Raw genomic sequence first — 23,568 nt, 5'->3', positions numbered from 1 at the left:
CTACATTATGTCAACTACCCTGGATGAGGGCCTCCCCGGAAGGGGCTGAAGGCGCGGCTGTTGTCCGTGTACAACCGATGGCTGAGGCGCCATGCGCGCGTGGCCACGTCAAATCAGCGATGGTGCGGTGCGCCCTCATCCAGCGCTGCCGGCCGGCCCGTGACAGCCGGAGAAGACCCCGGCCGCCGACTTCGCCGATCTTGAGCTGTTTGCCACCGTGGGCGGTGGTGAATCGACCAAGATCGGGCGCTGGGAAGCCGACGGACCCGATACTCCCCGGGCCCTGGCAGGTGTCTCCCCGCGGAGTGCACGGTTGCGCCCTCCGGCCGTGGGACGAGAGGTGCCCGCGTGCACCTCTGCCTCGGTGTGGGCCTGCTGTGGTGGCCCTGGCGGCGGTGCCGGTCGGTCCTGCCCTGGCGGCGCGATTGCCGGTTCGCGGGATACGGACTATTAGTATGTAACAGGCATTTTGCCGACTGATCATCGGCTGACCAGGACAAACGTCTCAGATGCGTGCATAATATGCCTTATGCATGCTGCGTCAATGGCTGAGCTGATCGACGAATTCCTGGCGGCGCGGGCCACTCGTAAACCCTCGGTGCACACGCTTGCGGCGTACCGTCGCGATCTGCATCTGGTGGTGCAGCTGGTGGAACCCGCGCCGGTGACGGTGAGTGACCTATCCCCTCGCGTTTTGCGGAGCGCTTTTGCGCGTTTTGCCGGGTCCCGCTCCCCCGCGAGTGTGTCGCGGGCCTGGTCGTCGTGGAATGCGTTCTTCACGTTTCTGGTCACTGAGCAGGTGATTCCGGGTAATCCGATGTCGGTGGTGGACAAGCCGCGGACATCGGCGCTGGTGCCCAAGCCGTTGCGGGGTGAGGACACTCCGGAGGTGTTGTTGCGGGCGGTGAGTACTGCGGATGATTCGCAGCGTGATCCGTGGCCGGAGCGGGATGTGGTGGTGCTGGCGCTGGCGTTGTGTGCGGGTCTGCGGTTGTCGGAGATGTTGGCGTTGCGGGTGGGGTCGGTGAGTGGCCGGCCGGGTGAGCGCCGGGTGGAGGTCGCGGGTAAGGGTGGGCGGCCGCGGGTGGTGCCGATCGAGGCGGGGCTGGATGCGGCGGTGGTGCGGTATCTGGAGAGTCGGCGGGTGCGGTTCGGGCGGGTGGGTGCGACCGCTCCTCTGCTGGTGGATCGGCGTGGGGTGGCGTTGCAGCGGGGTGGTTTGCAGTATCTGGTGCGGTCCTGTTATCGGCGGGCGGGTGTGGGTGATCGGGTGCCGCGGGGTGCGCAGTTGCATGCGTTGCGGCATACGTTCGCGACGCGGTTGGCGGAGGACGGGGCGAATGCGTCGGAGATCATGCGGTTGCTGGGGCATGCGTCGTTGGCGACGTCGCAGTCGTATATCGAGGTGACGGCGGAGCAGCAGCGGGCGGCGGTTCAGGCTAATCGGACGAATCGGGTGTTGAGTGAGTTGGGGTGACAGTGGTTCTGCCAGAATCCCGGGGTATGAGTGAGGAGAAGTTCAGCCGGCGGTCGCTGTTCGGGCGGGTGCTGCTGGTGGCCGGCGGGGTGGCGACGTTGACGACGTTGACCGGCTGTCCGGGTGGCGACCAGGACGACGACGATGACGATGGCGGAGACGACGACGATTGAGTTCGGATTCGGGTACTGATGACGGCCACTCCCCTGCCGCGGGTGTGGCCGTTCTCGTTGGGTGACTTTGGTTATCGACTTTCGCCAGATGTGGCTGCTGTGCCGGGCCGGGCAGGCTGTCCGGTATGCGGGTGGTGGCGTTGTGGGTGCTGGCGACGTGGTGTGCCGAGTGCGTGTGGGGTGGTTTCACGGTCGTCGACTATCCGGTGGTGCTGCTGTTCCTGGGGCCGTTGTATGGGAGCGTCGCGGTGCTGATCCGGGAGGTGGCGCGGCGTCGTGGTGGTGGCTGGCCGGTGATGGTGCTGCTGGCGGTGGCGTCCGGGTTGGTGCAGGCCGGGCTGGTGGATCAGAGTCTGTTCGATCGGTCGGCGCTGGAGGGCACGGGGTTCGCGGAGGCGGGCCGGGAGGCTGCGGCGACGTGGGTGCCGGCGCTGGGGTTCAGTGCGGGGCAGTTGTTCGAGTTCGTGAGCGGTCATGTGTGGTGGAGCGTCTGTGCGCCGATCGCGGTGGTGGAGGCGTGGTCGGCGCCGGAGGTGCGGCGGGTGTCGTGGCGGGGTGTGGCCGGCCTGGTGGTGCTTTATGTGCTGGCGAGTCTGGTGAACTGGTCTGATTCGGGCCGGGTGGTGTCGGGGTCGCAGGTCGCGGCGGTGCTGGTGGTCGTGGCGGGTCTGGTGGCGGCCGCGTCCTGGTGGCGGCCCTCTCCCCCGGCCGTCACGAGCGACCATGGGCGGGGCCGGGGTGGGGTGCCCGCGCTGTGGCTGGGTGTGGTGGTGCTGGCCGCTCATGTGGGTTCGTGGTTTTACGGGAGCGGCTGGGCCGGGCTGGGGCTGAGGGTGGTGACGGTGCTGGTGGTGGGTGTTCTGGTGGTGCGGTGGGCGGTGTCGGAGCGGCATGTGCTGGCCGGGTGGGGTGCGGGGTTGGTGGCGGGGGCCGGGGTGGCGTTTCTGGCGCCGCCGTATGCGGCGGCGGCGTCGTGGCTGATGGTGGTCAGTGACGTGTTCGGGGCGGTGCTGGTGGGGGTGCTGCTGTGGGGTCGATGGTCGCGGTCGAGCCCGGTGCCCGCTGGTCTGCCGGGAGGAGGGCCTCGGTGCCGGCGGTGACGGCGTGGGTGCCGCCGGACGGTGGTGTCGTCTGCGGTTGAGGTCGGTGTTATTGGGGCGACAGGGGGTGGGGGCGTCGGGATACTGGCGCGGTGAATCAGGAGTCTTCCTCTCAGGCTGTGCCGCATACGGTGTCGTCGCTGGCTGCTGATCTGCGGCGGCTGGGGCTGGCCGCGGGTGACGTGGTGATGGTGCATTCGGCGTTGCGGTCGGTCGGGTTCGTGGTGGGGCATGTGCAGGCTGTGGTGCTGGCGTTGCTGGAGGTGCTGGGGCCGGAGGGGACGCTGGTGGTGCCGACGCATACGGCGTACAACTCGGATCCGGCGGGGTGGAGTAATCCGCCGGTGCCGGAGGCGTGGTGGCCGGTGATCCGGGCGGAGAATCCGGGTTTTGATCGGGTGTTGTCGCCGAGCCGGTGGGTGGGTGTGTTGCCGGAGAGTGTGCGGACGTGGCCGGGTGCGGTGCGTAGTGGGCATCCGCAGGTGTCGTGTGCGGCGGTGGGTGCGCGGGCGGCGGAGATCGTGGCGGATCATCCGGTGGAGGATGAGCTGGGTGACGGGTCGCCGTTGGGGGCGGTGTACCGGTTGGACGGCAAGGTGTTGCTGATCGGGTGCGGGCATGGCAACAACACGTCGATGCATCTGTCGGAGACGCGGCAGGAGCGGCCGAAGATGGATGTGAACGGTGCGGCGTTGCGGGATGCGGATGGTTCGGCGCGGTGGGTGACGTGGTCGGCGCCGGCCAGTGATTCGTCGGATTTCGAGGAGATCGGTGCGGCGTTCGATGCGGTGGGGCCGGTGTCGGTGGGGTTGGTCGGTGGGGCGGTGTCGCGGTTGATGTCGCAGCGTGCGGTGGTGGATTTCGCGACGGGGTGGATCCGGGACCATCGGGTGGTGTAGTGGCCGGTGGGTGTGGTGGTGGGCGGCGTTAGGGTGCGGCTCATGCGTGTTCCCGATTGGATCGACGAGACTCGGATTTCGTACGACGCGGTGGCCGGTAGTTATGCGGACATGTTGCGGGGCCGGCTGGCGGAGGAGCCTTTTCAGCGCGGGATTCTGGGGTTGTTCGCCGAGTTGGTGCGTGGTGGTGGTCCGGTGGCTGATGTGGGGTGTGGTTCGGGGCGGATCACGGGTTTCCTGGCCGGTGTGGGGCTGGAGGTGTTCGGGATCGATCTGTCGCCGGTGATGGTGGAGGTGGCGCGGCGGGATCTGCCGGGGTTGCGGTTCGAGGTGGGGTCGATGACGGCGCTGGATCTGGCGGATGGGTCGCTGGGTGGGGTGTTGGCGTGGTTCTCGTTGATTCATGTGCCAGATGGCGAGGTGCCGGGGGTGTTGGCGGAGTTCCGGCGGGTGTTGCGTCCGGGTGGGGTGGTGTTGATCGGGTTTCATGCCGGTGCGGGGGTGCGGCATCTGACCGAGGGTTATGGGGGTCATCCGATGAATGTGTATGTGCATCGGCGGTCGGCGGCGCAGGTGGCGGGCTGGTTGGGTGAGGCGGGTTTCACGGTGGAGGGTGAGCTGGTGCACCGGCCGGATCCGAAGACCGAGGGTGCGTTCGTGTTCGCCCGTCGTTGACGCAAAAGGGCCGCTCCCGGTTGGGGAGCGGCCCTTTGTGGTGCGGGTCAGGCGAGGTTGAGCTGGACCTCGACGTTGCCGCGGGTGGCGTTGGAGTAGGGGCAGAGCTGGTGGGCGGCGTCGAGGACGGCTTTGGCGGTGGTCTCGTCGAGGCCGGGGAGTTCGGCTTCGATGGTGACGGAGAGGCCGAAGCCGCCGGTGGGCAGGGGGCCGATGCCGACGTCGACGGTGATGGCGGTGTCTTCGAGGGTGACCTTCTGGGCGGAGGCGACGCGCTTGAGGGCGCTGTGGAAGCAGGCGGCGTACCCGGCGGCGAAGAGTTGTTCGGGGTTGGTGAGGGCGCCGCCGGCGCCGCCGAGTTCCTTGGGGATGGCGAGGTCGAAGTCGAGGACGCCGTCGCTGGAGCGGACGTGGCCGTTGCGGCCGTCGCCGGTTGCGGTGGCAGAGGCGGTGTAGAGGGTGCTCATGTGGGGTTTCCTCCGGGAGGGGTCGGTGCTGGGCCGCTGTTGGCGCGGTGCAGCAGGGTGTGGAGTTGGTGGAGTTCGTCGGTGGTGAGGCCGGTGGCGCAGGCGAGGGCGTGGCTGAGGTCGCCGATGTCGGTTTGCAGGCGGGTGCCGGTCTCGGTGGGGTGGATCCAGACGGTGCGTTCGTCGTGGGTGGCGCGTTGTCGTTGGATGTGGCCCTGGGTTTCGAGTCGTTTGAGCAGGGGGCTGAGGGTGCCGGAGTCGAGGCGCAGGGTGCGTCCGAGGTCACGGATAGTGGTGGGGCCGTCGTGCCAGAGGATGCGCATGACGAGGTATTGGGGGTAGGTGAGGCCGTGGGGGTCGAGGTGTGGCCGGTAGAGCGAGGTCATCGCGCGGCTGGCGGCGTAGAGCTGGAAGCAGATCATCCGGTCCAGGGCGGTGCTTTCTCGCATGGCCAGAACAGTAGTGCGCAATTTAGTTGTGCACAACTGATTGGTGCCGCAGGTCACCACGTTGTGTGATCATGCGGCCATGGCGTCCATCCGCTTCCTGAAGCTCTCCCCCGCCACGCTGACCGCGCTCGTCGCCGGCGATCTCGACGCCGCGAGCGCTGCCGCCGGGTTCCGGCTGACCCCGTTCCTCGTCGAGGAGAACTGGCTGTGGGAGGTACGCCTCGACGACATCGGCCGCGACCCGGAGGCCGCCGACTGGATCGCCGCGGCGGTGATAGCCGAACCCGAAGGAGTGATCGTCGGCCACGGCGGGTTCCACGGGCCGCCGGACGCCGACGGGGTCGTCGAGGTCGCCTACACGGTGGCGCCGGAACACCGGCTGCGCGGCTACGCCAAGGCGATGCTCGCCGCGCTGCTGGCACGCGCAGACGCCGAACCCCGCGTCACCGCCGTTCGCGCCAGTATCCGTCCGGACAACATCGGCTCGAAGAGGGTGATCGCGGGGTTCGGCTTCCGCAAGATCGGTGAACAGTGGGATCCCGAGGACGGGCTGGAGGACGTCTACCTGCGTGCTGCCGCCGGCTGAGCGCGACGTCAGGCGGCGGCGGCCAGGCGCTGGCCGTGCACGTCGGTGACCGACAGGCGGGTGCTCATGGTGGACCGGGCGGCGATCTGCGCGGCGTAGGCGGCCCGCCGCCGGGCCACGCAGCCGTCCTTGGCCACCGGTGCCTTCTTCTGCTCCATGTGGGTGTTGAGGCCGTCGCGCAGCAGCGCCAGCGCCTCGGTGCGCAGCTGGGAGACCCGCGACTCGGTGACACCGAGTTCCGCGGCGACCTCCGACAGCGGCCGCTCCTGCAGGAACGAGGCCTCCACGACGTAGCGCAGCCGCTCGGGCAGCACCCCGACGGCGTCATGCAGGTAGCCGAGGCGCTCGCGGTGCAGCAGCATCTCCTCGGGGTTCATCGCGGACTCGGTGACCATGTCCTCGGCCGTGCCGGCCGCGAAGCCCTGCAGCGACAGCACCGCGGCGCGCTGCACGTCGTCGTCGACGCTGGACAGCTCGTTGACGGCGACACCGAGCAGCTCGGCGAGCTCCTCCGGGGTCGGGGTGCGGCCCAGCTGGCGGGTCAGCTCCTCGCGGGCCACGTCGGCGCGGCGGGCGCGGGCCCGCACCGAGCGGCTGGCCCAGTCCATGCTGCGCAGCTCGTCGAGCAGGGCTCCGCGGACCCGGACGGCCGCGAACCGGCCGAACGGGATGCCGCGTTCCGGGTCGTAGGCTTGCGCGGCGGTCACCAGCGCGGCGTAACCGGCCGAGGCGAGGTCGTCGCGGTGCACGTGCGGCGGCACCTTGAAGAGCATCTCGCGGACCATGTGACCGACCAGTGCCATGTTGTCGCGGATGAGCTCCTCCTGAGCCCGGCTGACAACGGCGGGGCTGGCGGCCTGAGACTGTGCAATGGCGGTCATTTCGATTCCCCCTGTGTCGGCTGACCGGCTGGCAGGGGGAACTTTTCGCGGCTACGGGTGCAACCATCGGGCACTCTCGGTTGCTGCTTGGTTGCACCGGGAAATTTCCCTCAAGTGTGATCAGGGGGCCGGCGGGCCCTCCTGGGGGCCGGTCAGCACGGTCTGCTCGACGGCGGCCTTGTGCAGATCCAGCGGGCCGCCCTCGGGCTCCTGCTCCTCCAGCAGCGCGAGGAGCACGTGGCCGGTGCCGACCCGCTCGTGGCCCAGGCGCAGCGCCTGCCGGAAGCTGAGCTCAAGGGCCTTGCGGGCGTGGGTGTCGAACGGGATCAGCGGTGCCGGCTCGGTCTCGCCGGGCAGGGCGGTGGCCGCGGTGCGGACCTGCTCGAGCGTGCGGCCCTGGGCCAGAACGGCCTGCGCGGCGAGCCCGTCGGCCTGATCGAGCAGGCCCAGCACGAGGTGGCCGGGGGTGATCTCGGGGTGCCGCAGGCGGGCGGCGTGGGCCATCGAGGCGACCACCGCGGCGCGGGCCAGGTCCGAGTAGCGGCTGAAGCCCTGGGAGACGTCCTCCTTGGCCGCGGGGACGAATCGTTTCTGGGCGGCCTGTTTGGTGACGCCCATGCTGCGGCCGATGTCGGTCCAGGAGGCGCCGGAGCGGCGGGCCTGGTCGACGAAATGGCCGATCAGGTGGTCGGCGAGGTCTCCGAGGTGGTCGGAGAGCTGCACGGCGCCGGCGACCCGGTCCAGCGGGCTGTCGGGGTGGCCGGCGGTGACGGCGTGGATGAGGTCGTCGAGACGAACAGGAGGCTGCGTCATGCCGTCAACTCTAGGTTGACGGCATGACGATCGTCAACTCAGAGTTGACGCTTGCGGGCGGCCTTGCCGAGCGGCACCTCCGACAGATCGACCGTCTGGGAGGTGATGCGCTTGAAGCCGTACCCCCGGGCGGTCATCCACGCCGCCGCCTTCGCCTCGGCCCGGGCCGTCACCGTCGGGATCTCCCGCTCGTCGTCGACCTGCTCGGCGAACCGCATGGTGAAGAACGGCCGCGCCGCCAGGTCATAGGTCAGGTGCCCGTCGGCGGTGTAGCGCACCGCGAGAATGTCGGCGTGCTCGGCACCGGCGGCGATCAGCTCCGCCTTCTGCTGCTCGGACAGGTTGTCGAAGGACCCGCGGACGGTGACGCGGATCGTGCGGCTCGTGCTCATCGCGCCAGTATCGGCGCCCGCCTCAGACGGGTCGAACGAATTCCGTCGCCCCGCGCAGCCGCGTCGACAGCACCTTGCGTGCCCGGCCGGTCAGCAGCCGCAGATCCGGCGGCCGGCTCAGACCCAGCGTGGCCAGGCTGGCCGCCGGGGTCGTCGCCGGATCCAGACCGTCGCGCACCGCCACCAGCACACCCAGCTCGTAGCGCGACACCGCGTCGGCACCCGCCACGTTCAGCACCCCGGCGTAGTCACCGGCGGCCAGCTCCAGCAGCGCGTCGGCCAGATCGTCGACGTGCACCGGCTTACGCACCTCGTCGGTGAACAGCGCACCCCGCACCCGGCCGGCGATCAGGTCGTGGGTGAGGACCTCGTGCGCGCCCCGGCCGTCGCCCAGGATCAGCGACGTGCGCACCACCGCCGCGCCCGGCGCCACCGCCCGCACCGCGGTCTCGGCCGCCGCCTTGGCCGCCCCGTAGGCGTAGACCGGATCGGGCAGCGCGTCCTCGTCGTACTCCCCCAGCCGGCCGGAGAAGATCGCGTCACTGGACACGTGCACCAGACGGATCCCGGCGGCCGCGACCGCCACGTTGGCGGCGCCGTCGGCGGTGGCCGCCCAGTCGTTGCGGTCCCGCCCGGCCGCGGCGTGCACGATCGCGTCCGGTGCCACCTCGGCGATCACCCGGCGCACGTCACCCGGGTCGCGGATGTCCAGCCGCACGGTGGCCGTCGCGGCCGGCACCGACAGATAGGTGCCCACCGCGTCCCAGCCGGCGGCCGCGGCCCGGGCCATCACCCGCCGGCCCAGCGAACCGTTGCCCCCGGTGACCAGCAGCCGTCTCATGCCGTGACCTTAATGCGCAGCGACACGTCTCGGACGCCGGCCCACAACAGCACCCAGCCCGCCGCCACCGCCCCCGCGGTGACCGCCAGCATCCCCGCCGCACCGGACACCCCGAGCCGGGTGAACGACAGGTCGACGAAACCGGTCATGGTCGCCCCGAAGGCCAGCAGCACGGCGGCCGGCAGCAGCGCCAGGGCACCGGCGGACTCCCAGCGGTAGAAGGACGTCGCCACGAACGCACCCACCATCAGGCAGAGCGTCAGCATGCACAGATACGCCACGAAGATCAGCCGGTAGTCGCCGGCCTCGAAGACCCGCTGATCCTGAAGATTGCGGGTCCAGCCGGTCACCCGGTACAGCACCGCCTCGACCGCATACGCCCCCGTGACCAGAGCGGCCAGCACCACCGCGGCCAGCAGCTGGAACACCGGATACTGAACGGCGAACTCCCGGCGGGTGCGGCCGTGCGACACCACCGTGGCCAGCAACGCGGCCGCACCGTAGCCGTACCCGACGGCCAGCCAGAACAGCACCTGCCCGCCGATGTCGACCGCCGACAGGGTGATCGGCGTGAACAGCAGGAACACCGGGGTCACCGCCATCGCCAGCAGGTAGCCGCCGGCCAGGAGCAGGACCAGGAACACCAGGTGCTCCGAGGACAGAAAACGCAGAATCGGCCAGCGGCTCACGCGGCACCTCCGGTCAGATGGATGAACAGCTCCTGCAGCGCCACCGGCCCCAGCTCCAGGCCGTAACGGCGGGCCAGCTGCCGGTGCTCCTCGTCGAGGGCGCCGAAAAGGGTGACCTGCTTGGTCGGGCCCAGCCGGCGCTCGCCGAGCACGGTCAGCCCGAAGACGAAATCGTCGACGACCTGCTGCGGCCCGGTCACCGACACCCCCCGCGCCCGCAGCTCGTCGACGTCCTCGCGCAGCAGCAGCCGGCCCTCGTGCAGGATCAGCACCTGCTCGAACAGCGGGCTCTGCTCCTCGATCAGGTGCGTCGACAGGATCACCGTGCGCGGATGCTCCAGATAGTCACGCAGCAGCTCCTCGTGGAACAGCTGACGGCCCGGCGCGTCCATACCCAGATGCGCCTCGTCGAACATGGTCAGGTCGGCCCGCGACGCCAGGCCCACCACGACCCCGAACGCCGACCGCTGACCCCGCGACAGATCCCGCAGCCAGCGTTTACCGGGCAGGGCGAACCGGTCCATCAGATCGGCGGCCCACGCCCGGTCGAAACCGGGACGCATCATCGCCGCCATCGACAGGATGTCGCGCAGCGTGTCGGTGGTGTCGCCGAGCACCCCGTCGTCACGGATCAGGCAGATCCGGGAGGTGGCACGGGCGTTGTCGAACACCGGCACCCCGTCCAGCGACACCGTGCCGGCGCTCGGCCGGCGGAAACCGGCCAGGGTGGACATCAGCGTGGTCTTGCCGGCCCCGTTACGGCCCAGCAGGCCGTAGATCCGGCCGGCCGGCAGATCCAGGTCGAGGGGATGCAGGGCCGTGGTGTCGCCGAAACGGACCTGCAGGGCACTGGTGGTGATCATCGGCTGTCTCCCGGAATGAGCTGATGAAGGCGGGCCACGATGTCGGCGACCGGGACACCCAGGGCCCGGGCCTCGGCGGCCATCGGCTCGAGCACCTCGGCGAAGAACCGCTCCCGCCGCGTACGGCGGATCTGCTCCTGAGCGCCGGCGTGCACGAACATGCCGACCCCGCGCCGCTTGTAGATGACGCCCTCGTCGACGAGCTGCTGGAACGCCTTGGCGGCGGTGGCCGGGTTGATGCGGTAGTAGGCGGCGTACTGATTGGTCGACATCACCTGGTCGTCGGCGGCCAGCACCCCACGCAGCACGTCGTCCTTGATCTGGTCGGCGATCTGCCGGTAGATCGGGCTGCGGTCGTCGAACATCCGCCCACTCCCCTGGCTCACTACATCCCTGGTTCATTACTCCACTAACTAACCATAGAACCACGCTTAAAAGTAAAGTGCGACCCCCCACCAGCCGATAGAAGGGCATGAAGCAGCTCACCATCGGACGACGACTCGGGGCCGGGTTCCTCGTCGTCGTGCTCGCCATGGTCGCGCTGGTGGTGACCGGCGTCGTTCAGGTCAACAAGATCGGCGACGAACTCACCGTCATCAACGACCAGAACGCCGTCAAACAGCGGTACGCCATCAACTTCCGCGGCAGCGTCCACGACCGGGCCATCGCCCTGCGCGACCTGGTCTACGCCACCACCGACCAGGGCGTCGCCGCCGCCAAGCAGGACATCGCCAAGCTGGCCGCCAAGTACAGCGAGTCCGAGACGAAGATGAACGCGATCTTCGCCGACGACAGCCTGGTCAGCGACAAGGAGAAGGCCGCCTACGACGGCATCAACGCGATCCAGGCCGAGACCAACCCGATGATCGACGAGGTCACCGCCCTGCGCGAAGCGGGAAAGACGGCACCGGCCATCGCCCTGCTCGACGAGGCCAAGCCCGCCTTCAGCAAATGGCTGGCCGCGATCAACGTCCTGATCGACCTCGAAGAGGCGATGAACCAGGGCGAGACCGCCACCGCCCGCAGCATCGCCGACAACTTCAAGATCCTGATGATCGTGCTGCTGGCCGCCGCCCTCGCCCTGGCCGCCTTCATCGCCTGGTGGGTCACCCGCAGCATCACCCGCCCCCTCGACGAGGCCGTCGGCGTGCTCGCCGCCGTCGCCGACGGCGACCTCACCCGACGCCTGGAGATCCACTCCGCTGACGAGGTCGGCAGGATGAGCACCTCGATGAACGCCGCCCTGCAATCCATCGGCACCGCCATGAGCAGCATCGCCGCCGGCACCGACACCCTCGCGGCGGCCAGCGAGCGGATGGGCCGGCTGTCGGCCCAGCTCGCCGAAGGCGCCAAGGAATCCTCCATGCAGGCCGACGTCGTCGCCGCGTCGGCCGACGAGGTGTCGCGCAACGTGCACACCGTCGCCGCCGGCAGCGAGGAGATGGGCGCCTCCATCCGGGAGATCTCCACCAGCGCCGCCGAAGCCGCCACCGTCGCCTCCCGCGCCGTGGCCGCCGTGCAGACCACCACCGCCAGCGTGTCCCGGCTCGGCGAATCCAGCCGCGAGATCGGCGACGTCGTCAAGACGATCACCAGCATCGCCGAGCAGACCAACCTGCTGGCCCTCAACGCCACCATCGAGGCCGCCCGCGCCGGGGAGATGGGCAAAGGCTTCGCCGTCGTCGCCGGCGAGGTCAAGGACCTCGCCCAGGAGACCGCCCGCGCCACCGAGGACATCGCCCGCCGCGTGCAGACCATCCAGGCCGACACCGCCGGCGCCGTGCACGCCATCACCGAGGTCGCCGAGGTCATCGAGCAGATCAACGACTACCAGACCACCATCGCCTCGGCCGTGGAGGAACAGACCGCCACCACCCACGAGATCAACCGCAGCGTCGGCGAGGCCGCCAGCGGCTCCAGCACCATCGCCGCCAACATCGGCACCGTCGCCTCCGTCGCCCGCAACACCACCGAACTGGTCAACCAGTCCGAACGGGCCGTCGGCGAACTCGGGCAGGTCACCGGCGAACTGAAGGTGCTGGTCTCCCGCTTCCGGTTCTGACACCCCACGCCAACAGCACAGTCGCGGCAGGTGCCGCCGGGCCCAGCTCTGGGGGGCGGCCCGGCGGCACCCGCCACGACACCGCACGCATCATGGCGTGCACCGGCCGGCCACCACATCGGCGTTGATACGTAGGACACGCTCCGGCGTCTACGCGAATTCAGGTATGGTGCGCCGGTGATCACGGACCTCGGCCCGTTCGTCGGCCGCGACGACCTGCTCACCACCGCGACCACCCTGCTCGGCCACGTCCGACTGCTCACTCTCACCGGCCCCGGCGGCGTCGGCAAGACCCGCCTCGCGCTGCGCGTGGCCACCCGGCTCGACGAGCACTACCTGGCCGACCTCGGCACCCTGCACGACCCCGGCCCCCAGCACCTGTGGGCCCACCTCGCCCTCGCCCTCGGCATCCGCCACCACGGCGCCGCCGGACCCGACGTCGTGCTCGCCCACCTCGCCCACCGGCCCGCCGTGCTCATCCTCGACACCTGCGACCGGCTCGTCCCCCAAGCCGCCGCCGTCGCCACCCACCTGCTCAGCGCCGCACCCCGCCTGCGGATCATGGCGACCTCCCGCCAGCGCCTCGGCGTCGACGGCGAGCACACCCTGCCCGTACCACCGCTGACCCGCGCCGACGCCGCCGACCTGTTCACCCGCCTGGCCGCCGCCGGCGGCGTCCTGCCCGCCGCCCTGAGCAACCGGCACACCGTCGACGAACTCTGCCGCCACCTCGACGGCCTGCCCCTGGCCATCAAACTCGCCGCCGGCCGCGCCCGCACCATGAGCCTGCCCGAACTCATCGACCGCACCGGCGACCGGTTCAGCCTGCTCACCCCACTGCAACGCGTCGTCGACCTCAGCTACCAGCTGTGCACCCCCGACGAACAGGCACTGTGGAGCGCCACCGCGGTCTTCGCCGGACCCTTCACGATGGCCGCCGCGGCCGCCGTCGCCGGACCCGGCGACATCACCGCCGCCGTCGAAGGCCTCGTCGACAAATCCGTGCTCACCGCCGCCACCGACACCCACCCCGCCCGGTTCAGCATGCTCGACACCCTGCGCGAGTACGGCCTGCGCCGCCTGCCCGACGAGAACAAAGCCCGCGACCGGCACCGCGACCACTACCGCGACTACCTGGCCACCGCCGCCACCGACTGGTTCGGCCCCCGCGAACTGGCGATCATGGACGCCGTCCGGCAGGAACTCCCCGACATCGTCACCGCCGTCGACCACAGCCTGGCCACCGGCGCCGTCGACGACGCCCGGGCGCTGTGCCGCGACCTGGCCCGCACCCGCGCCCCCTACTTCTGGGGCTTCCTCGACCTCGCCTACACCCAGCTCAGCCGCGCCCTGCCCGGCGACGGCAACCCCGCCCACCAGGCCGTCACCGCCGCCGCGGCCGGCTGGATCGCCGCCACCCAGGGCCGCCCCGACGCCGCCCGCACCCTGCTCGACCCCCTGGCCGGCCTGCCGATCCCACCCGTGCAGTTCGCCATCGCCGCCGCCGGCGTCCTGCTCGACGACGACCCCGACGCCGTCACCCGCCTGGCCGCCATCCGCGACCAGGCCACCCACGGCGACCGCAACATGGTCACCATGATGTGGGCCATCGGAGCCGCCTTCCACGCCGACACCACCGCACCGGCCACCCACCTCGCCGAAGCCGAACAGGCCGGCGCCCCCTGGGCCGTCTCCTGGGCCCTGTGGACCTCCGCCCTGGCCGCCCAGCGCACCGGCGACCTGGACCGCGCCGGCGACCTCATCAACCGCTGCCTGCGCCTGCAACGCTCCATGGACGACCAGTGGGGCCAGACCTGGAGCATCGAACTGTGCGCCTGGATCCTGGCCGACACCGCCGACACCCGCGAACCCGACCGCCGCCGCGCCGCCTGGCTGCTCGGCGCCGCCCACGCCCGCCAGCAGCGCCTCGGCGTCCACCTGGCCGGCATGCGGCCCTTCGCCGCCGGCCACCGCCGCGCCCGGACCCGCCTGCACGCCCTGCTCGGCCCCGACGCCACCGCCGACGAATTCGCCGCCGGCCGCCAGGGCCACGCCCACGCCCTGCGCATCGCCCTGGGCGAACCCACCCCGCGCCACGCCTCCGCACCCCGCGCCGGCGGCCTCACCACCCGCGAACAGGAGATCGCCCGCCTCGTCGCCGACGGCCTCACCAGCGCCCAGATCGCCCTGCGACTACGGATCAGCGCCCGCACCGCCGACACCCACATCCGCAACATCGGCGGCAAACTCGGCCGGCCCAACCGGGCCGCGATCGCCGCCTGGGCCGCTCAGGAACTGTAGAGACCGTCCCACGGCTCATCGAACCGGATCCCGGTCGGCAACAGATCCACATACTCCTCGCCGTCGTCGTAGACATCGGACACCAGCCCGAAGATCGTGCCGTCGCGGCGCACCGCGAACAACCGCACCGCGATGTCCTGCCGCCGCACCGGACCCAACGCCGCGACCAGATCGGTCAGCCGGCGGCGCGCCAGCTCCGGGTCCGGCCCGCAACCCACGACATCCGACCCGGCATGATTGCCGTCGGCGTCGAACCGGTGCAGCACCGCGAACCACTGCCGGACCAGGGCCAGGCCACCGAAGAACAGGCCACCGTCGAACACACCGATCTCACTGATCGCCTCGCCGCCCTCGTCCGCGATCGTCAGCAGTCTCGCCTTCGCCATCAGGGCATCAAACCAATCCCTTCCCGGTACGGCCACGCCGGGTCCCGATGGCCGCGGAAGCAGACGGGATGTATGCCGCAGTCCGACGATGTCCAGTCTGCGCACCGGCAGGACCGTCACGGCGGCAGGATGACAGCCCACCACCCAGCCTCGCCCCGGACAGCCGTCACCGGGAACGGAAAGGAACCACCATGACATCGGTTCGCCGTCGACTCCGAACTCTGCGCCGCCAGGCGGGCACGGCCGTGCTGGCCACGGGACTCGCGGTCACGGCGGCGAGCCCCGCATCCGCGGCGACCCTCGGCCCGGTCAGCAACACCTTCGTCGGCGTGTCCGCACCTTCGGTGAGCCAGACACAGGCACGAGACGACGCCACCCGCACGGCGCTGCTGTACGCCGGGCTCACCTGGGACACCGGCAACTGCCAGGTGACCCAGGCAGACGTCCTCGCCTACCAGATCCATGGCCTGCAGCAGTACCAGTACACGGTGCGGGTCACCTGCACCGGCGAACCCCTCCGGATGCCGGACACACTGGATCTCGTCCGCTACCTGAGCTCCGGGGAACATCTCAGCACCACCTGGGGAGCCTTCGGCTACCAGCGCGAAGGCAGCCTGGGCAGCCTGTACGGCACGCAGCAGCCGGGCACGACCGCGCTGTACCAGTGCGTCAGCGGCTCCCGCGACACGTTCACCTCCCCACGCGTCGACTGCGAAGGCCAGCGGTACGGCACCCGCCGGGGCTTCGTCTTCCAGCAACCACCGGCGGGCGTGGCCACCAGGCGCCTGTACCGGTGCCTGATCGGCGGCGAACACTTCGACTCCAACGACCCCGGCTGCGAGGGCCAGCGCACCGAGGGCCTGCTCGGCTACACACTGGCGTGACCCCGATCGGCCGTCTCCGGGAACCCGGAGGCGGCCGTGTTAGCGTCGTGCGGTGACCTGGACCACCCGCGGTGAGACCCCCGCCGACATCCCGGCCGTCCACGCCGTCGTCGCCGCCGCGTTCCCCACCGCCGACGAGGCCCACCTGGTCGACGCGCTGCGCGGCGACCCGCACGCCTGGATCGACGGCCTGTCCATGCTGGCCGTCGACGTCCACGGCACCCCCGCCGGGCACGCCCTGCTCACCCGCTGCCACATCGACGGCACCCCGGCACTGGCCCTCGCCCCGTGCGCGGTGCTGCCGGCCGCCCAGCGCACCGGCGCCGGATCGGCCGCCGTCCACGCCGTCCTGGCCGCCGCCCGCACCCGCGCCCAGGAGAACCTGGTCGTCGTCCTCGGCCACGCGGGCTACTACCCGCGGTTCGGGTTCACCCGCGCCTCCGGCTTCGGCATCAAGGCCCCCATCGACGTGCCCGACGAAGCCTTGATGGCACTCGTCCTCGACCCGTCACGCCCGGTCCCGGCCGGCACGATCCGCTGGGCCACCGCCTTCGGCATCTGAGCCCCACCGCGCCGTCGACGCCCGGCGCACACCCTTGCGGGTCGCGGCCTTCCCGGTGACCACCGCATTCAGCCCGGCGGCCGCGTTTCGGCCGGGACCGGCCGCACCGCTCGCGGGGTAGCCACGCGACCCTGCGTGGCCGTACCAAATCCTAGTTTTTGACCATGTCCCTGATCGTGTCGAGGGCCTTGAGCCGGCCGGCACCCTTGCCGAGCAGCCCGTCCGGGATGATCAACTCGTCGAGGCCCAGCTCACGGTAACCCTCGACGGTGGCCGCGATCGCCGACGGCGAACCGCCGTAGATCGGCACCGGAAGATCGGCCGGCAGCGGCCCGTCGACGACGACCAGCGCCTGCGCCGTGCGCGCGATCGCCTTCGGATCACGGCCCACACTCGCGCAATGACCGTCCAGGACCGCCGACTTGTGGGCGATCACCTCGGGCAGGCCCCACGTGTTCCACTCGTCGGCGTACTCGGCGACGACCTTCAGCATCCGCTTCTCACCCTTGGCACCGATCATGATCGGCAGCGGGTCCTGCACCGGCTTGGGATCACACGTCGCGTCGGTCAGCCGGTAGTGCTCGCCGTGGAACGTCGTCACCGGAGTGCGCAACAACCCGTGCAGCACCTGCAGCGCCTCGACGAACCGGTCCAGCAGCACACCGACCGGCGGCAGGTCGATACCGTACTGGTGATGCTCGTTGACCTGCCAGCCCGCACCGACACCGAGGACGAACCGACCCCCGGTGATGTGATCGACGGTCGCCGCCATGTTGGCCACCACCGCCGGATGCCGGTAGGTGTTGCCGTAGACCAGCGTGCCGACCCGCACCCGCGGCACCGCCGCACCCAGCGCCGCCACCAGCGAACCCGCCTCCAGCACCGGCAGGTCCGGCCGCACCTCGACCGGCTTGTTGGCCATGAAGTGGTCGGCCACCCACACCCCGTCCCAGCCGGTCGCGGCCGCGTGCGCGGCCACCTCGAGCATGTCGGAGTACGGCTGGGCGGCGGACGGCCAGATCGAGAGTCGCATGCCGGCAACCATGCCAGACCGGACGCGGGCCCGGCCGCCCGGTTGACCTAGGATGCCCGCCATGCGGGTGGACGGTGAGACGGGGATCATCCCGCTGCGGGCGATGACCGCGGGGGAGATCCTGGACGCGGCGGTGGCACTGCTGCGCCGGCACGCCGCACCCCTGCTCACCCTCGCCCTGGCCCTGTCCGCGGCCGAGCAGCTGCTGCTGTCGCAACTGCGCACGTTCGCCGAGCTCAGCCCGCCGCTCTACTACTGGCGGATCACCTCCGAGGACATCGACTGGGTGCCGGTCGTGGCGACCGGCCTGGCCACCGAGGCGTTCATCATCGCCCTGCTCGGCGCCGTCGCCGGAGCCGCCGCCGGGCCCGCACTGCTGGGCCGCCGGATCCGCGACCGCGACGTCCTGCGCCGCAGCCGGCCACTGACCGCGCTGCTGGTCGCCGCGATCCTGGCCGTGATCACCTTCGGGGCGGCGGTCGCCGGATTCATCGGTGTGATCTTCGTCTACGGGCTGGCAGGCCTCGCCGCCGCCGTGCTGACCGTGGACCGCACCGCCAACCCGTTCACCGCGATCGGCCGCGCCGTCGGCCGCTGCACCCGCAACGGCATGCGCGGGGTGTTCCTGCGGCTGCTGGGCTACCTGGTGTGGCTGGCCATCCGGATCGCGCTCGGCAGCGGCTGGATCGTCGCCGCCGACATGGTCACCTCCGTCGCCGGCTGGTCGTGGTGGCTCGACTGGGCCGTCCCGATCGCCTGGGCCCTGGCCAACGCCGTCGCCTACGCCGCCCTGGGCTGCCTCGACGCCGTCCTGCTGCTGGAGATCCGGATCCGCACCGAAGGCCTCGACATCGCCGTCAACCGGGCCCGCAGCCTCGGCAAGGACCCGGCGACCGCGCTGGCGGTGCGCCGATGAGAGGCTACGACGAACTCGTCGGCGAGATCTTCACCGTCGTCGACCCGGCCCTGCTGCTGCTCCTGCTGCTGGTCGTCACCGCCCTGACCGCCGCCCTGTGGTACTGGTATCCGGCCTGGATCCCCCGGCGCCTGCCCCGCCTGCCCCGCTGGCGGCTGCCCCGCTGGCGCCGCCAGCGCAAGGCCAAACACGGCAGACCGGCACCCGCCCGCACCCCCGCACGCCGTGCGAAACCCGGCCGGACACCGGCCGCCGCAGCGCCCGGGTCACTGGCCGACCGGCTCGCCGCGGAAGGCCGCTACGCCGAAGCCATCCGCGAGCGCCTGCGCGACACCGTCACCGACCTGACCCGCGCCGGCCTGATCGCCCCCGAACCCGGCACCACCGCCGCCGAACTGGCCACCGAGGCCACCACCGGCCGTCCCGTCGTCGGCCCCGCCCTCACCGGCGCCACCGGCCTGTTCTCCGAGATCTGGTACGGCCACCGCCCCGCCGGGCAGACCGACGACGAACGGATGCGCCACCTGACCGCCGAGGTCCGCAACGGCCTGGACGACGGAGGCACCCGATGAAACGCTGGCTGCGCGCCGCGATCCCGTTCGCCGCCCTCACCGCCCTGATCACCGGCACCCTGATCGTGCACGCCGTCGAGACACCCGACGACGACGACCCCGCCTACCTCACCCCGCGACCGGACCAGGGCATCAGCGGCGGCACCCTCGCCGAACGGCTACGCGCCCGCGGCATCACCGTCGACCGGGTCACCAGCACCGACGCCGCCCTCGACACGATCCGCACCGACGCGGTCACCGTCTTCGTGGCCACCCCCGACCTGGCCGACCTGCCCCGGCTGCGGACCCTGCCGCCGGGCAGCACCGTCGTGGCCGTCAACCCGTCCGCCTCGGCCCTGCTGCGCAGCGGCTGGCCCGCCGAGGTCAGCAGAACCTACTGGAACACCACCGTCGCCGACCCGATCTGCGGCGACCCGATCGCCACCGGCGCCGGCCCCGCCGCCGTCCGCAAGACCGAATACCTCACCACCCGCGGCACCGTCTGCTACAACGGTGCCGTCGCGACATTCCCGGTCGACTACCACACCGTCACGATCGTCGGCTCCCCCGACCCGTTCCGCGACGACCGGATCGCCGAACACGGCAACGCCGCCCTCGCCGTCGGGCTGCTCGCCGGCCACGACCGGGTCGTCTGGATCGACGTCCACGAACGCGACCGGCCGTCACCGTCGCCGACACCCACCACCACACCGCCGACCGTCGACCCCGGCGGCACCCAGCCGTGGACGCCGACACCCGGCGGCAGCGACCCCTACGACCAGTGGGACCAGGGCGACGGCGAACCCGGCGGTGGCGGACCGGGCCGGCCCGGCGGAGGCGGCAACGGCGACGGTGACGGCGGTCAGCAGGCCGGCAGCGGCAGCCAGGACGACCCGCTGCTGCAGAACCTGCCACCCGCGCTGATCGCCACCCTGATCCTGCTGGCGCTGATCCTGCTCGCACTGGCCGCCGCCGCGGCCCGCCGGCTGGGCACCCCGGTCGCCGAACCCCTGCCGTCGAAGGTCCCCGCCCACGAGACGATGCTCGGCCACGCCCGCCTCTACCAGCGCGCCCGGGCCCGCGAGGCGTCCCTGGACATCCTGCGCGCCAACGCCCGCCGCACCCTGACCGCCCACCTCGGCCTGCCCCCGCACGCCGACAGCGAACAGATCGCCGCCCATGCCGGCCTGCCGGTCCGCTACGTTCGCGACGTCCTCGACGGCGACGCCCCCGACAGCAACGCCGACCTGGTCGAGTCCGCCACCCTGCTGCAACGCCTGGTCCGCGACGTGACCACACCACAGCCCGGCACCACCGAAGGAGAGCAGTCGTGACAACCGATTCCCACCAGGCCCACCAGGCTCTGGGCCGGCTGCGCGCCGAGGTCGGCAAAGCCGTCGTCGGCCAGGACGGAATCGTCACCGGCGTGCTCGTCGCGTTGCTGTGCGGCGGCCACGTACTGCTCGAAGGCGTCCCCGGCGTCGCCAAGACCCTGCTCATCCGGGCCCTGTCGACCGCCCTGGACCTGGACACCAAACGCGTCCAGTTCACCCCCGACCTGATGCCCGGCGACGTCACCGGCTCGCTGATCTACGACGCGCACAGTGCCGCGTTCAACTTCCGGGCCGGGCCGGTCTTCACCAACCTGCTGCTCGCCGACGAGATCAACCGGACCCCGCCGAAAACCCAGGCCGCCCTGCTCGAAGCGATGGAGGAACGCCAGGTCACCGTCGACGGCAACCCTCGCCCGCTGCCGCAGCCGTTCATGGTCGCCGCCACCCAGAACCCGATCGAGTACGAGGGCACCTACCCGCTGCCGGAAGCCCAGCTCGACCGGTTCCTGCTGAAACTGTCGGTGCCGCTGCCGCAACGCGAGGAGGAACTCAACATCCTGCGCGCCCACCACCACGGCTTCGACCCCCGCGACCTGAAATCGGTCGGCGTCACCGCCGTCGCCGGACCCGCCGACCTGATCGCCGGCCGCTACGCCGTGCAGCGCGTCGCCGTCGCCGAACCCGTGCTCGCCTACATCGTCGACCTGTGCCGGGCCACCCGGACCGCCCCGGCCCTGGAACTCGGGGCGTCCCCGCGCGGCGCGACCGCCCTGCTCGCGGTCTCCAAGGCCAACGCCTGGCTGCACGGCCGCGACTACGTGCTGCCCGACGACGTGAAAGCGTTCACCGTGCCCACCCTGCGCCACCGGGTCCGGCTGCGCGCCGACGCCGAACTCGACGGCGCCACCGTCGAAGGCGTGCTGGCCGCCGTCCTGGCCGCCGTCCCCGCACCCCGCTGATGATCACCCGCCGGTTCGCGGTCCTGCTGGCCCTGGGCCTGCCGTTCACCGCCCTCACCCCGCAGCCGTGGATCGCCCTGGCCGCCGTCGTCGCCGTCACGGTGCTGGCGGCGCTGCTCGACGCGGCCATGGCCGGACCGCTGACCGGGCTGCGGCTACGCCGCGACGGCGACCGCACCGTCTGGCTCGGCAACAGCGCCCGGGTCATCCTCACCGTCGCCAACACCGGCGACCGGACCGTACGCCTGCACCTGCGCGACAGCTGGGTCCCGTCCGCCGGCGCCGGTCCGCTGTTCCACACCGCGGTGCTGCGCGAGGGCAGCGAACACCCGGTCACCACCACCCTCACCCCGACCCGGCACGGCGACCGCCCCGCCGTCCGGGTCACGCTGCGCTCGGCCGGGCCGCTGGGACTGGCCTACCGCCAGCGGCGGCGTGCCTGGAACGAACGGCAGACCCCGGCGTGGACCCTGCGGGTACTACCCCGGTTCCCGTCCCGGCGGGTGCTGCCGGAGAAACTGGCCCGCCTGCGTGTCGTCGACGGCAGTGTCGTGACCCGCGGCCGCGGCCACGGCACCGAGTTCGACGCCCTGCGCGAGTACGTGATCGGCGACGACGTGCGGTCCATCGACTGGCGGGCCAGCGCCCGCGCCCACGACGTCGTCGTGCGGACCTGGCGTCCCGAACGCGACCGGCGGGTCTTCTGCGTCCTGGACACCGGGCGCACGTCGGCCGTACGCATCGGCGACGCCCCTCGCCTGGACGCCTCCATCGACGCCGCGCTGCTGCTGTCGGTGCTGGCCACCCGCGCCGACGACCGCGTCGACCTGCTCGCCCTGGACGCCAAGATCCGCACCCGCATCGAAGGCGGCGGCCACCGCGGCAAACTGCCCCGCCTCATCGACGCCATGGCCAGCCTGCACCCGGAACTCGCCGAGACCGACTTCACCCTGCTCGGCCAGGAGATGCTGCGCCGCGACCGCAAACGCGCCCTGCTGGTGATCTTCACGGCGCTGGACACCGCCCCGATGATCGCCGGGCTGCTGCCGCTGCTGCCGAAACTCACCGCCCGGCACAAGGTGATCGTCGCCGGTGTCCGCGACCCGCTGGTCGGGCGGCTCGCCGAACTGCCCGACGGTGCGAGCGTCGCCGACGTGCACCGGGCCGCGGCCGCCCAGCGGGTCCTGGCCGAACGTGACCGGGTCCGTGACGTGCTCGCCCACTCCGGGGCCACCGTCGTCGACGCCGACGCCGACACGTTCGCCGGCAAGGTCGCCGACGTCTACCTGCTGCTCAAGGCCTCCGGCCGGCTCTGAGCCGCTTCTCTGGCGACGTTGCGGCCCCAGATCAGCGCGTACGCCAGGAACGCCAGCCACAGCACCGCGCCGATGCCGACCCGCACCGGCGCGGGCAGCGCCGACGGCGTCACATAGGCCTCCAGGATCCCGGACACCAGCAGGATGAACACCAGCCCGACCGCGACGGTCATGCCCTCCTTCGCCCAGTGCACCAGCGACTCCCGGCGTGACAACAGCGGACCCGGCGCGATCCACGACCAGCCGATCCGCAGCCCCACCCCACCACCGATGAAGATCGCGGTCAGCTCCAGGAAACCGTGCGGGGCGATGTAGGTCAGATAGACGTCCCCGGCGCCGGCGTCGAACATCGCCGCACCCATCATCGCGATACTGACCAGATTGTTGCCCAGCAGGTAGAACACCGGCAGGATCAGCACCCCCGACGCCAGGCACTGGGCGGCCAGCATCGCGTTGTTCACCCACACCGCGCTGAAGAACGTCGACGCCCGGTACTCGCTGTAGTAGTTGACGAACTCGTCGACCAGCCGCGCCTCGTCCGGATGTGCCCCGAACCACTGCTCCAGCACCACCGGGTTCTGCTGGACGTAGGCGATCAGCGCCCACGCCGCACCGATCATCACCACCATCACCGTCAGCCACCACCAGCGGGTCCGGTACAGCGCGGCCGGCAGTTTGGTGACGAAGAACTGCGCCGCCGGGCGCCACGACAGGCGCTCGCTGCGGTTGATCGCGGCCCGGCCGGCCAGCACCAGCCGCGACAGGTCGGCCAGCACCACGGCGTCCGGGGTACGGCTGCGCACGATCGACAGGTGGGTCGCGGCCCGCTGATACAGCAGCACCATCTCGTCCACCTCGGCCGGGTTCAGCCGGCTCCGGGCGACCAGCACCTCCAGCCGGCGCCACTCACCGCCGTGCTCGGCCACGTACGCATCGAGATCCACCCTCGCAGAGTAGAG

Annotated in this window: 27 protein-coding genes; 15 read left to right on the top strand and 12 right to left on the bottom strand. The window is 71.3% G+C overall.

All coding sequences use genetic code 11. The features are described 5' to 3' along the window. Positions 1-544: 544 nt before the first annotated feature. The 5 genes from ACFO0C_RS26375 (at position 545) to ACFO0C_RS26355 (ending at position 4,324) form a co-directional block, all read left to right on the top strand. A complete protein-coding gene (locus tag ACFO0C_RS26375) occupies positions 545-1,477 on the top strand; it encodes a tyrosine-type recombinase/integrase (protein WP_378069369.1) in 933 nt (310 codons plus the stop codon). Between the two features lie 26 nt (positions 1,478-1,503). Continuing rightward, positions 1,504-1,650 (top strand): hypothetical protein, encoded by a 147-nt coding sequence (locus ACFO0C_RS26370; protein WP_378069368.1) that lies wholly within the window; start codon positions 1,504-1,506, stop codon positions 1,648-1,650. A gap of 125 nt (positions 1,651-1,775) precedes the next feature. After that, positions 1,776-2,750, top strand: a complete 975-nt coding sequence (locus ACFO0C_RS26365; protein WP_378069367.1) for a hypothetical protein — start codon at positions 1,776-1,778, stop codon at positions 2,748-2,750. Between the two features lie 119 nt (positions 2,751-2,869). Next, complete coding sequence (locus tag ACFO0C_RS26360) at positions 2,870-3,649, top strand: aminoglycoside N(3)-acetyltransferase (protein WP_378069366.1); 780 nt, start codon at positions 2,870-2,872, stop codon at positions 3,647-3,649. Positions 3,650-3,691: 42 nt separating this feature from the next. Continuing rightward, on the top strand, positions 3,692-4,324 hold the full coding sequence (locus tag ACFO0C_RS26355; protein ID WP_378069911.1) for a class I SAM-dependent methyltransferase: 633 nt from the start codon (positions 3,692-3,694) through the stop codon (positions 4,322-4,324). A 47-nt stretch (positions 4,325-4,371) separates the two neighbouring features. Here the strand turns inward: ACFO0C_RS26355 and ACFO0C_RS26350 are convergent, their stop codons facing one another. After that, a complete protein-coding gene (locus ACFO0C_RS26350; protein ID WP_378069365.1) occupies positions 4,372-4,791 on the bottom strand; it encodes an organic hydroperoxide resistance protein in 420 nt (139 codons plus the stop codon). Next, the gene (locus ACFO0C_RS26345) at positions 4,788-5,240 is read right to left on the bottom strand and encodes a MarR family winged helix-turn-helix transcriptional regulator (RefSeq protein ID WP_378069364.1); all 453 of its coding nucleotides are present in this window, start codon (positions 5,238-5,240) and stop codon (positions 4,788-4,790) included. Before ACFO0C_RS26345 ends, ACFO0C_RS26350 begins: the two co-directional genes overlap by 4 nt. A 79-nt stretch (positions 5,241-5,319) precedes the next feature. Between ACFO0C_RS26345 and ACFO0C_RS26340 the strand changes: the two genes are divergently transcribed. Further along, entirely contained in the window at positions 5,320-5,826 is a 507-nt protein-coding gene (locus ACFO0C_RS26340; RefSeq protein ID WP_378069363.1) for a GNAT family N-acetyltransferase, read from the top strand. An 8-nt stretch (positions 5,827-5,834) separates the two neighbouring features. On the opposite strand, the gene ACFO0C_RS26335 is transcribed toward ACFO0C_RS26340, so the two are convergent. The 7 genes from ACFO0C_RS26335 to ACFO0C_RS26305 form a co-directional block, all read right to left on the bottom strand. Next, on the bottom strand, positions 5,835-6,707 hold the full coding sequence (locus ACFO0C_RS26335; RefSeq protein ID WP_378069362.1) for a sigma-70 family RNA polymerase sigma factor: 873 nt from the start codon (positions 6,705-6,707) through the stop codon (positions 5,835-5,837). 120 nt (positions 6,708-6,827) lie between these two features. Then, positions 6,828-7,520 (bottom strand): Clp protease N-terminal domain-containing protein, encoded by a 693-nt coding sequence (locus tag ACFO0C_RS26330; RefSeq protein ID WP_378069361.1) that lies wholly within the window; start codon positions 7,518-7,520, stop codon positions 6,828-6,830. Positions 7,521-7,558: 38 nt separating this feature from the next. Then, positions 7,559-7,912 (bottom strand): DUF6204 family protein, encoded by a 354-nt coding sequence (locus ACFO0C_RS26325; RefSeq protein WP_378069360.1) that lies wholly within the window; start codon positions 7,910-7,912, stop codon positions 7,559-7,561. 22 nt (positions 7,913-7,934) lie between these two features. Beyond that, positions 7,935-8,753 carry a sugar nucleotide-binding protein gene (locus tag ACFO0C_RS26320; protein ID WP_378069359.1) on the bottom strand — a complete coding sequence of 273 codons (819 nt, stop codon included), beginning with the start codon at positions 8,751-8,753 and terminating at the stop codon, positions 7,935-7,937. Beyond that, complete coding sequence (locus ACFO0C_RS26315) at positions 8,750-9,442, bottom strand: hypothetical protein (protein WP_378069358.1); 693 nt, start codon at positions 9,440-9,442, stop codon at positions 8,750-8,752. Before ACFO0C_RS26315 ends, ACFO0C_RS26320 begins: the two co-directional genes overlap by 4 nt. Next, entirely contained in the window at positions 9,439-10,305 is an 867-nt protein-coding gene (locus ACFO0C_RS26310; protein ID WP_378069357.1) for an ATP-binding cassette domain-containing protein, read from the bottom strand. The genes ACFO0C_RS26315 and ACFO0C_RS26310 overlap by 4 nt, the downstream gene beginning before the upstream one ends. Next, positions 10,302-10,670 carry a GntR family transcriptional regulator gene (locus ACFO0C_RS26305; protein ID WP_378069356.1) on the bottom strand — a complete coding sequence of 123 codons (369 nt, stop codon included), beginning with the start codon at positions 10,668-10,670 and terminating at the stop codon, positions 10,302-10,304. The genes ACFO0C_RS26310 and ACFO0C_RS26305 overlap by 4 nt, the downstream gene beginning before the upstream one ends. Positions 10,671-10,777: 107 nt before the next feature. On the opposite strand from ACFO0C_RS26305, the gene ACFO0C_RS26300 reads away from it, so the two are divergent. Continuing rightward, on the top strand, positions 10,778-12,367 hold the full coding sequence (locus ACFO0C_RS26300) for a methyl-accepting chemotaxis protein (protein ID WP_378069355.1): 1,590 nt from the start codon (positions 10,778-10,780) through the stop codon (positions 12,365-12,367). 177 nt (positions 12,368-12,544) lie between these two features. Next, positions 12,545-14,668, top strand: a complete 2,124-nt coding sequence (locus tag ACFO0C_RS26295) for an ATP-binding protein (protein ID WP_378069354.1) — start codon at positions 12,545-12,547, stop codon at positions 14,666-14,668. Here the strand turns inward: ACFO0C_RS26295 and ACFO0C_RS26290 are convergent. Beyond that, positions 14,656-15,054 (bottom strand): hypothetical protein, encoded by a 399-nt coding sequence (locus ACFO0C_RS26290; protein ID WP_378069353.1) that lies wholly within the window; start codon positions 15,052-15,054, stop codon positions 14,656-14,658. The two genes, ACFO0C_RS26295 and ACFO0C_RS26290, sit on opposite strands and share 13 nt — an antisense overlap. 191 nt (positions 15,055-15,245) lie before the next feature. Between ACFO0C_RS26290 and ACFO0C_RS26285 the strand changes: the two genes are divergently transcribed. Then, positions 15,246-15,938: a hypothetical protein gene (locus tag ACFO0C_RS26285; RefSeq protein WP_378069352.1), complete on the top strand. Its 693-nt coding sequence runs from the start codon at positions 15,246-15,248 to the stop codon at positions 15,936-15,938. Positions 15,939-15,990: 52 nt separating this feature from the next. Then, positions 15,991-16,500 carry a GNAT family N-acetyltransferase gene (locus ACFO0C_RS26280; protein WP_378069351.1) on the top strand — a complete coding sequence of 170 codons (510 nt, stop codon included), beginning with the start codon at positions 15,991-15,993 and terminating at the stop codon, positions 16,498-16,500. Between the two features lie 151 nt (positions 16,501-16,651). On the opposite strand, the gene ACFO0C_RS26275 is transcribed toward ACFO0C_RS26280, so the two are convergent. Next, positions 16,652-17,545, bottom strand: coding sequence for an LLM class flavin-dependent oxidoreductase (locus ACFO0C_RS26275; protein WP_378069910.1), 894 nt, complete (start codon positions 17,543-17,545; stop codon positions 16,652-16,654). Positions 17,546-17,594: 49 nt separating this feature from the next. Between ACFO0C_RS26275 and ACFO0C_RS26270 the strand changes: the two genes are divergently transcribed. The 5 genes from ACFO0C_RS26270 to ACFO0C_RS26250 are packed head-to-tail and all read left to right on the top strand — an operon-like array spanning position 17,595 to position 22,609. Next, positions 17,595-18,449 (top strand): hypothetical protein, encoded by an 855-nt coding sequence (locus ACFO0C_RS26270; protein WP_378069350.1) that lies wholly within the window; start codon positions 17,595-17,597, stop codon positions 18,447-18,449. Further along, positions 18,446-19,021, top strand: a complete 576-nt coding sequence (locus ACFO0C_RS26265; protein WP_378069349.1) for a DUF4129 domain-containing protein — start codon at positions 18,446-18,448, stop codon at positions 19,019-19,021. The genes ACFO0C_RS26270 and ACFO0C_RS26265 overlap by 4 nt, the downstream gene beginning before the upstream one ends. Next, positions 19,018-20,334 carry a DUF4350 domain-containing protein gene (locus tag ACFO0C_RS26260; RefSeq protein ID WP_378069348.1) on the top strand — a complete coding sequence of 439 codons (1,317 nt, stop codon included), beginning with the start codon at positions 19,018-19,020 and terminating at the stop codon, positions 20,332-20,334. The genes ACFO0C_RS26265 and ACFO0C_RS26260 overlap by 4 nt, the downstream gene beginning before the upstream one ends. Further along, the gene (locus tag ACFO0C_RS26255) at positions 20,331-21,293 is read left to right on the top strand and encodes an AAA family ATPase (RefSeq protein WP_378069347.1); all 963 of its coding nucleotides are present in this window, start codon (positions 20,331-20,333) and stop codon (positions 21,291-21,293) included. Before ACFO0C_RS26260 ends, ACFO0C_RS26255 begins: the two co-directional genes overlap by 4 nt. Continuing rightward, entirely contained in the window at positions 21,293-22,609 is a 1,317-nt protein-coding gene (locus ACFO0C_RS26250) for a DUF58 domain-containing protein (RefSeq protein WP_378069346.1), read from the top strand. Before ACFO0C_RS26255 ends, ACFO0C_RS26250 begins: the two co-directional genes overlap by 1 nt. Here the strand turns inward: ACFO0C_RS26250 and ACFO0C_RS26245 are convergent. Further along, positions 22,576-23,553, bottom strand: coding sequence for a stage II sporulation protein M (locus ACFO0C_RS26245; RefSeq protein WP_378069345.1), 978 nt, complete (start codon positions 23,551-23,553; stop codon positions 22,576-22,578). The genes ACFO0C_RS26250 and ACFO0C_RS26245 overlap by 34 nt on opposite strands. Positions 23,554-23,568 lie beyond the last annotated feature (15 nt).

It is taken from the genome of Actinoplanes subglobosus (genome assembly GCF_042650585.1).
Lineage (GTDB): Bacteria > Actinomycetota > Actinomycetes > Mycobacteriales > Micromonosporaceae > Actinoplanes > Actinoplanes subglobosus.
Note: the sequence above shows the minus strand (reverse complement) of the source record. Positions and strands in the feature narration are given on the sequence as shown.

What these genes read in the sequence shown, in the direction of transcription:
- ACFO0C_RS26375 (WP_378069369.1), top strand. Translation starts at nt 545, where the DNA reads ATGGCTGAGCTGATCGACGAATTCCTGGCGGCGCGGGCCACTCGTAAA.
- ACFO0C_RS26370 (WP_378069368.1), top strand. Translation starts at nt 1,504, where the DNA reads ATGAGTGAGGAGAAGTTCAGCCGGCGGTCGCTGTTCGGGCGGGTGCTG.
- ACFO0C_RS26365 (WP_378069367.1), top strand. Translation starts at nt 1,776, where the DNA reads ATGCGGGTGGTGGCGTTGTGGGTGCTGGCGACGTGGTGTGCCGAGTGC.
- ACFO0C_RS26355 (WP_378069911.1), top strand. Translation starts at nt 3,692, where the DNA reads ATGCGTGTTCCCGATTGGATCGACGAGACTCGGATTTCGTACGACGCG.
- ACFO0C_RS26350 (WP_378069365.1), bottom strand. Translation starts at nt 4,791, where the DNA reads ATGAGCACCCTCTACACCGCCTCTGCCACCGCAACCGGCGACGGCCGC.
- ACFO0C_RS26345 (WP_378069364.1), bottom strand. Translation starts at nt 5,240, where the DNA reads ATGCGAGAAAGCACCGCCCTGGACCGGATGATCTGCTTCCAGCTCTAC.
- ACFO0C_RS26340 (WP_378069363.1), top strand. Translation starts at nt 5,320, where the DNA reads ATGGCGTCCATCCGCTTCCTGAAGCTCTCCCCCGCCACGCTGACCGCG.
- ACFO0C_RS26335 (WP_378069362.1), bottom strand. Translation starts at nt 6,707, where the DNA reads ATGACCGCCATTGCACAGTCTCAGGCCGCCAGCCCCGCCGTTGTCAGC.
- ACFO0C_RS26330 (WP_378069361.1), bottom strand. Translation starts at nt 7,520, where the DNA reads ATGACGCAGCCTCCTGTTCGTCTCGACGACCTCATCCACGCCGTCACC.
- ACFO0C_RS26325 (WP_378069360.1), bottom strand. Translation starts at nt 7,912, where the DNA reads ATGAGCACGAGCCGCACGATCCGCGTCACCGTCCGCGGGTCCTTCGAC.
- ACFO0C_RS26320 (WP_378069359.1), bottom strand. Translation starts at nt 8,753, where the DNA reads ATGAGACGGCTGCTGGTCACCGGGGGCAACGGTTCGCTGGGCCGGCGG.
- ACFO0C_RS26310 (WP_378069357.1), bottom strand. Translation starts at nt 10,305, where the DNA reads ATGATCACCACCAGTGCCCTGCAGGTCCGTTTCGGCGACACCACGGCC.
- ACFO0C_RS26305 (WP_378069356.1), bottom strand. Translation starts at nt 10,670, where the DNA reads ATGTTCGACGACCGCAGCCCGATCTACCGGCAGATCGCCGACCAGATC.
- ACFO0C_RS26300 (WP_378069355.1), top strand. Translation starts at nt 10,778, where the DNA reads ATGAAGCAGCTCACCATCGGACGACGACTCGGGGCCGGGTTCCTCGTC.
- ACFO0C_RS26290 (WP_378069353.1), bottom strand. Translation starts at nt 15,054, where the DNA reads ATGGCGAAGGCGAGACTGCTGACGATCGCGGACGAGGGCGGCGAGGCG.
- ACFO0C_RS26285 (WP_378069352.1), top strand. Translation starts at nt 15,246, where the DNA reads ATGACATCGGTTCGCCGTCGACTCCGAACTCTGCGCCGCCAGGCGGGC.
- ACFO0C_RS26275 (WP_378069910.1), bottom strand. Translation starts at nt 17,545, where the DNA reads ATGGTTGCCGGCATGCGACTCTCGATCTGGCCGTCCGCCGCCCAGCCG.
- ACFO0C_RS26270 (WP_378069350.1), top strand. Translation starts at nt 17,595, where the DNA reads ATGCGGGTGGACGGTGAGACGGGGATCATCCCGCTGCGGGCGATGACC.
- ACFO0C_RS26265 (WP_378069349.1), top strand. Translation starts at nt 18,446, where the DNA reads ATGAGAGGCTACGACGAACTCGTCGGCGAGATCTTCACCGTCGTCGAC.
- ACFO0C_RS26260 (WP_378069348.1), top strand. Translation starts at nt 19,018, where the DNA reads ATGAAACGCTGGCTGCGCGCCGCGATCCCGTTCGCCGCCCTCACCGCC.
- ACFO0C_RS26250 (WP_378069346.1), top strand. Translation starts at nt 21,293, where the DNA reads ATGATCACCCGCCGGTTCGCGGTCCTGCTGGCCCTGGGCCTGCCGTTC.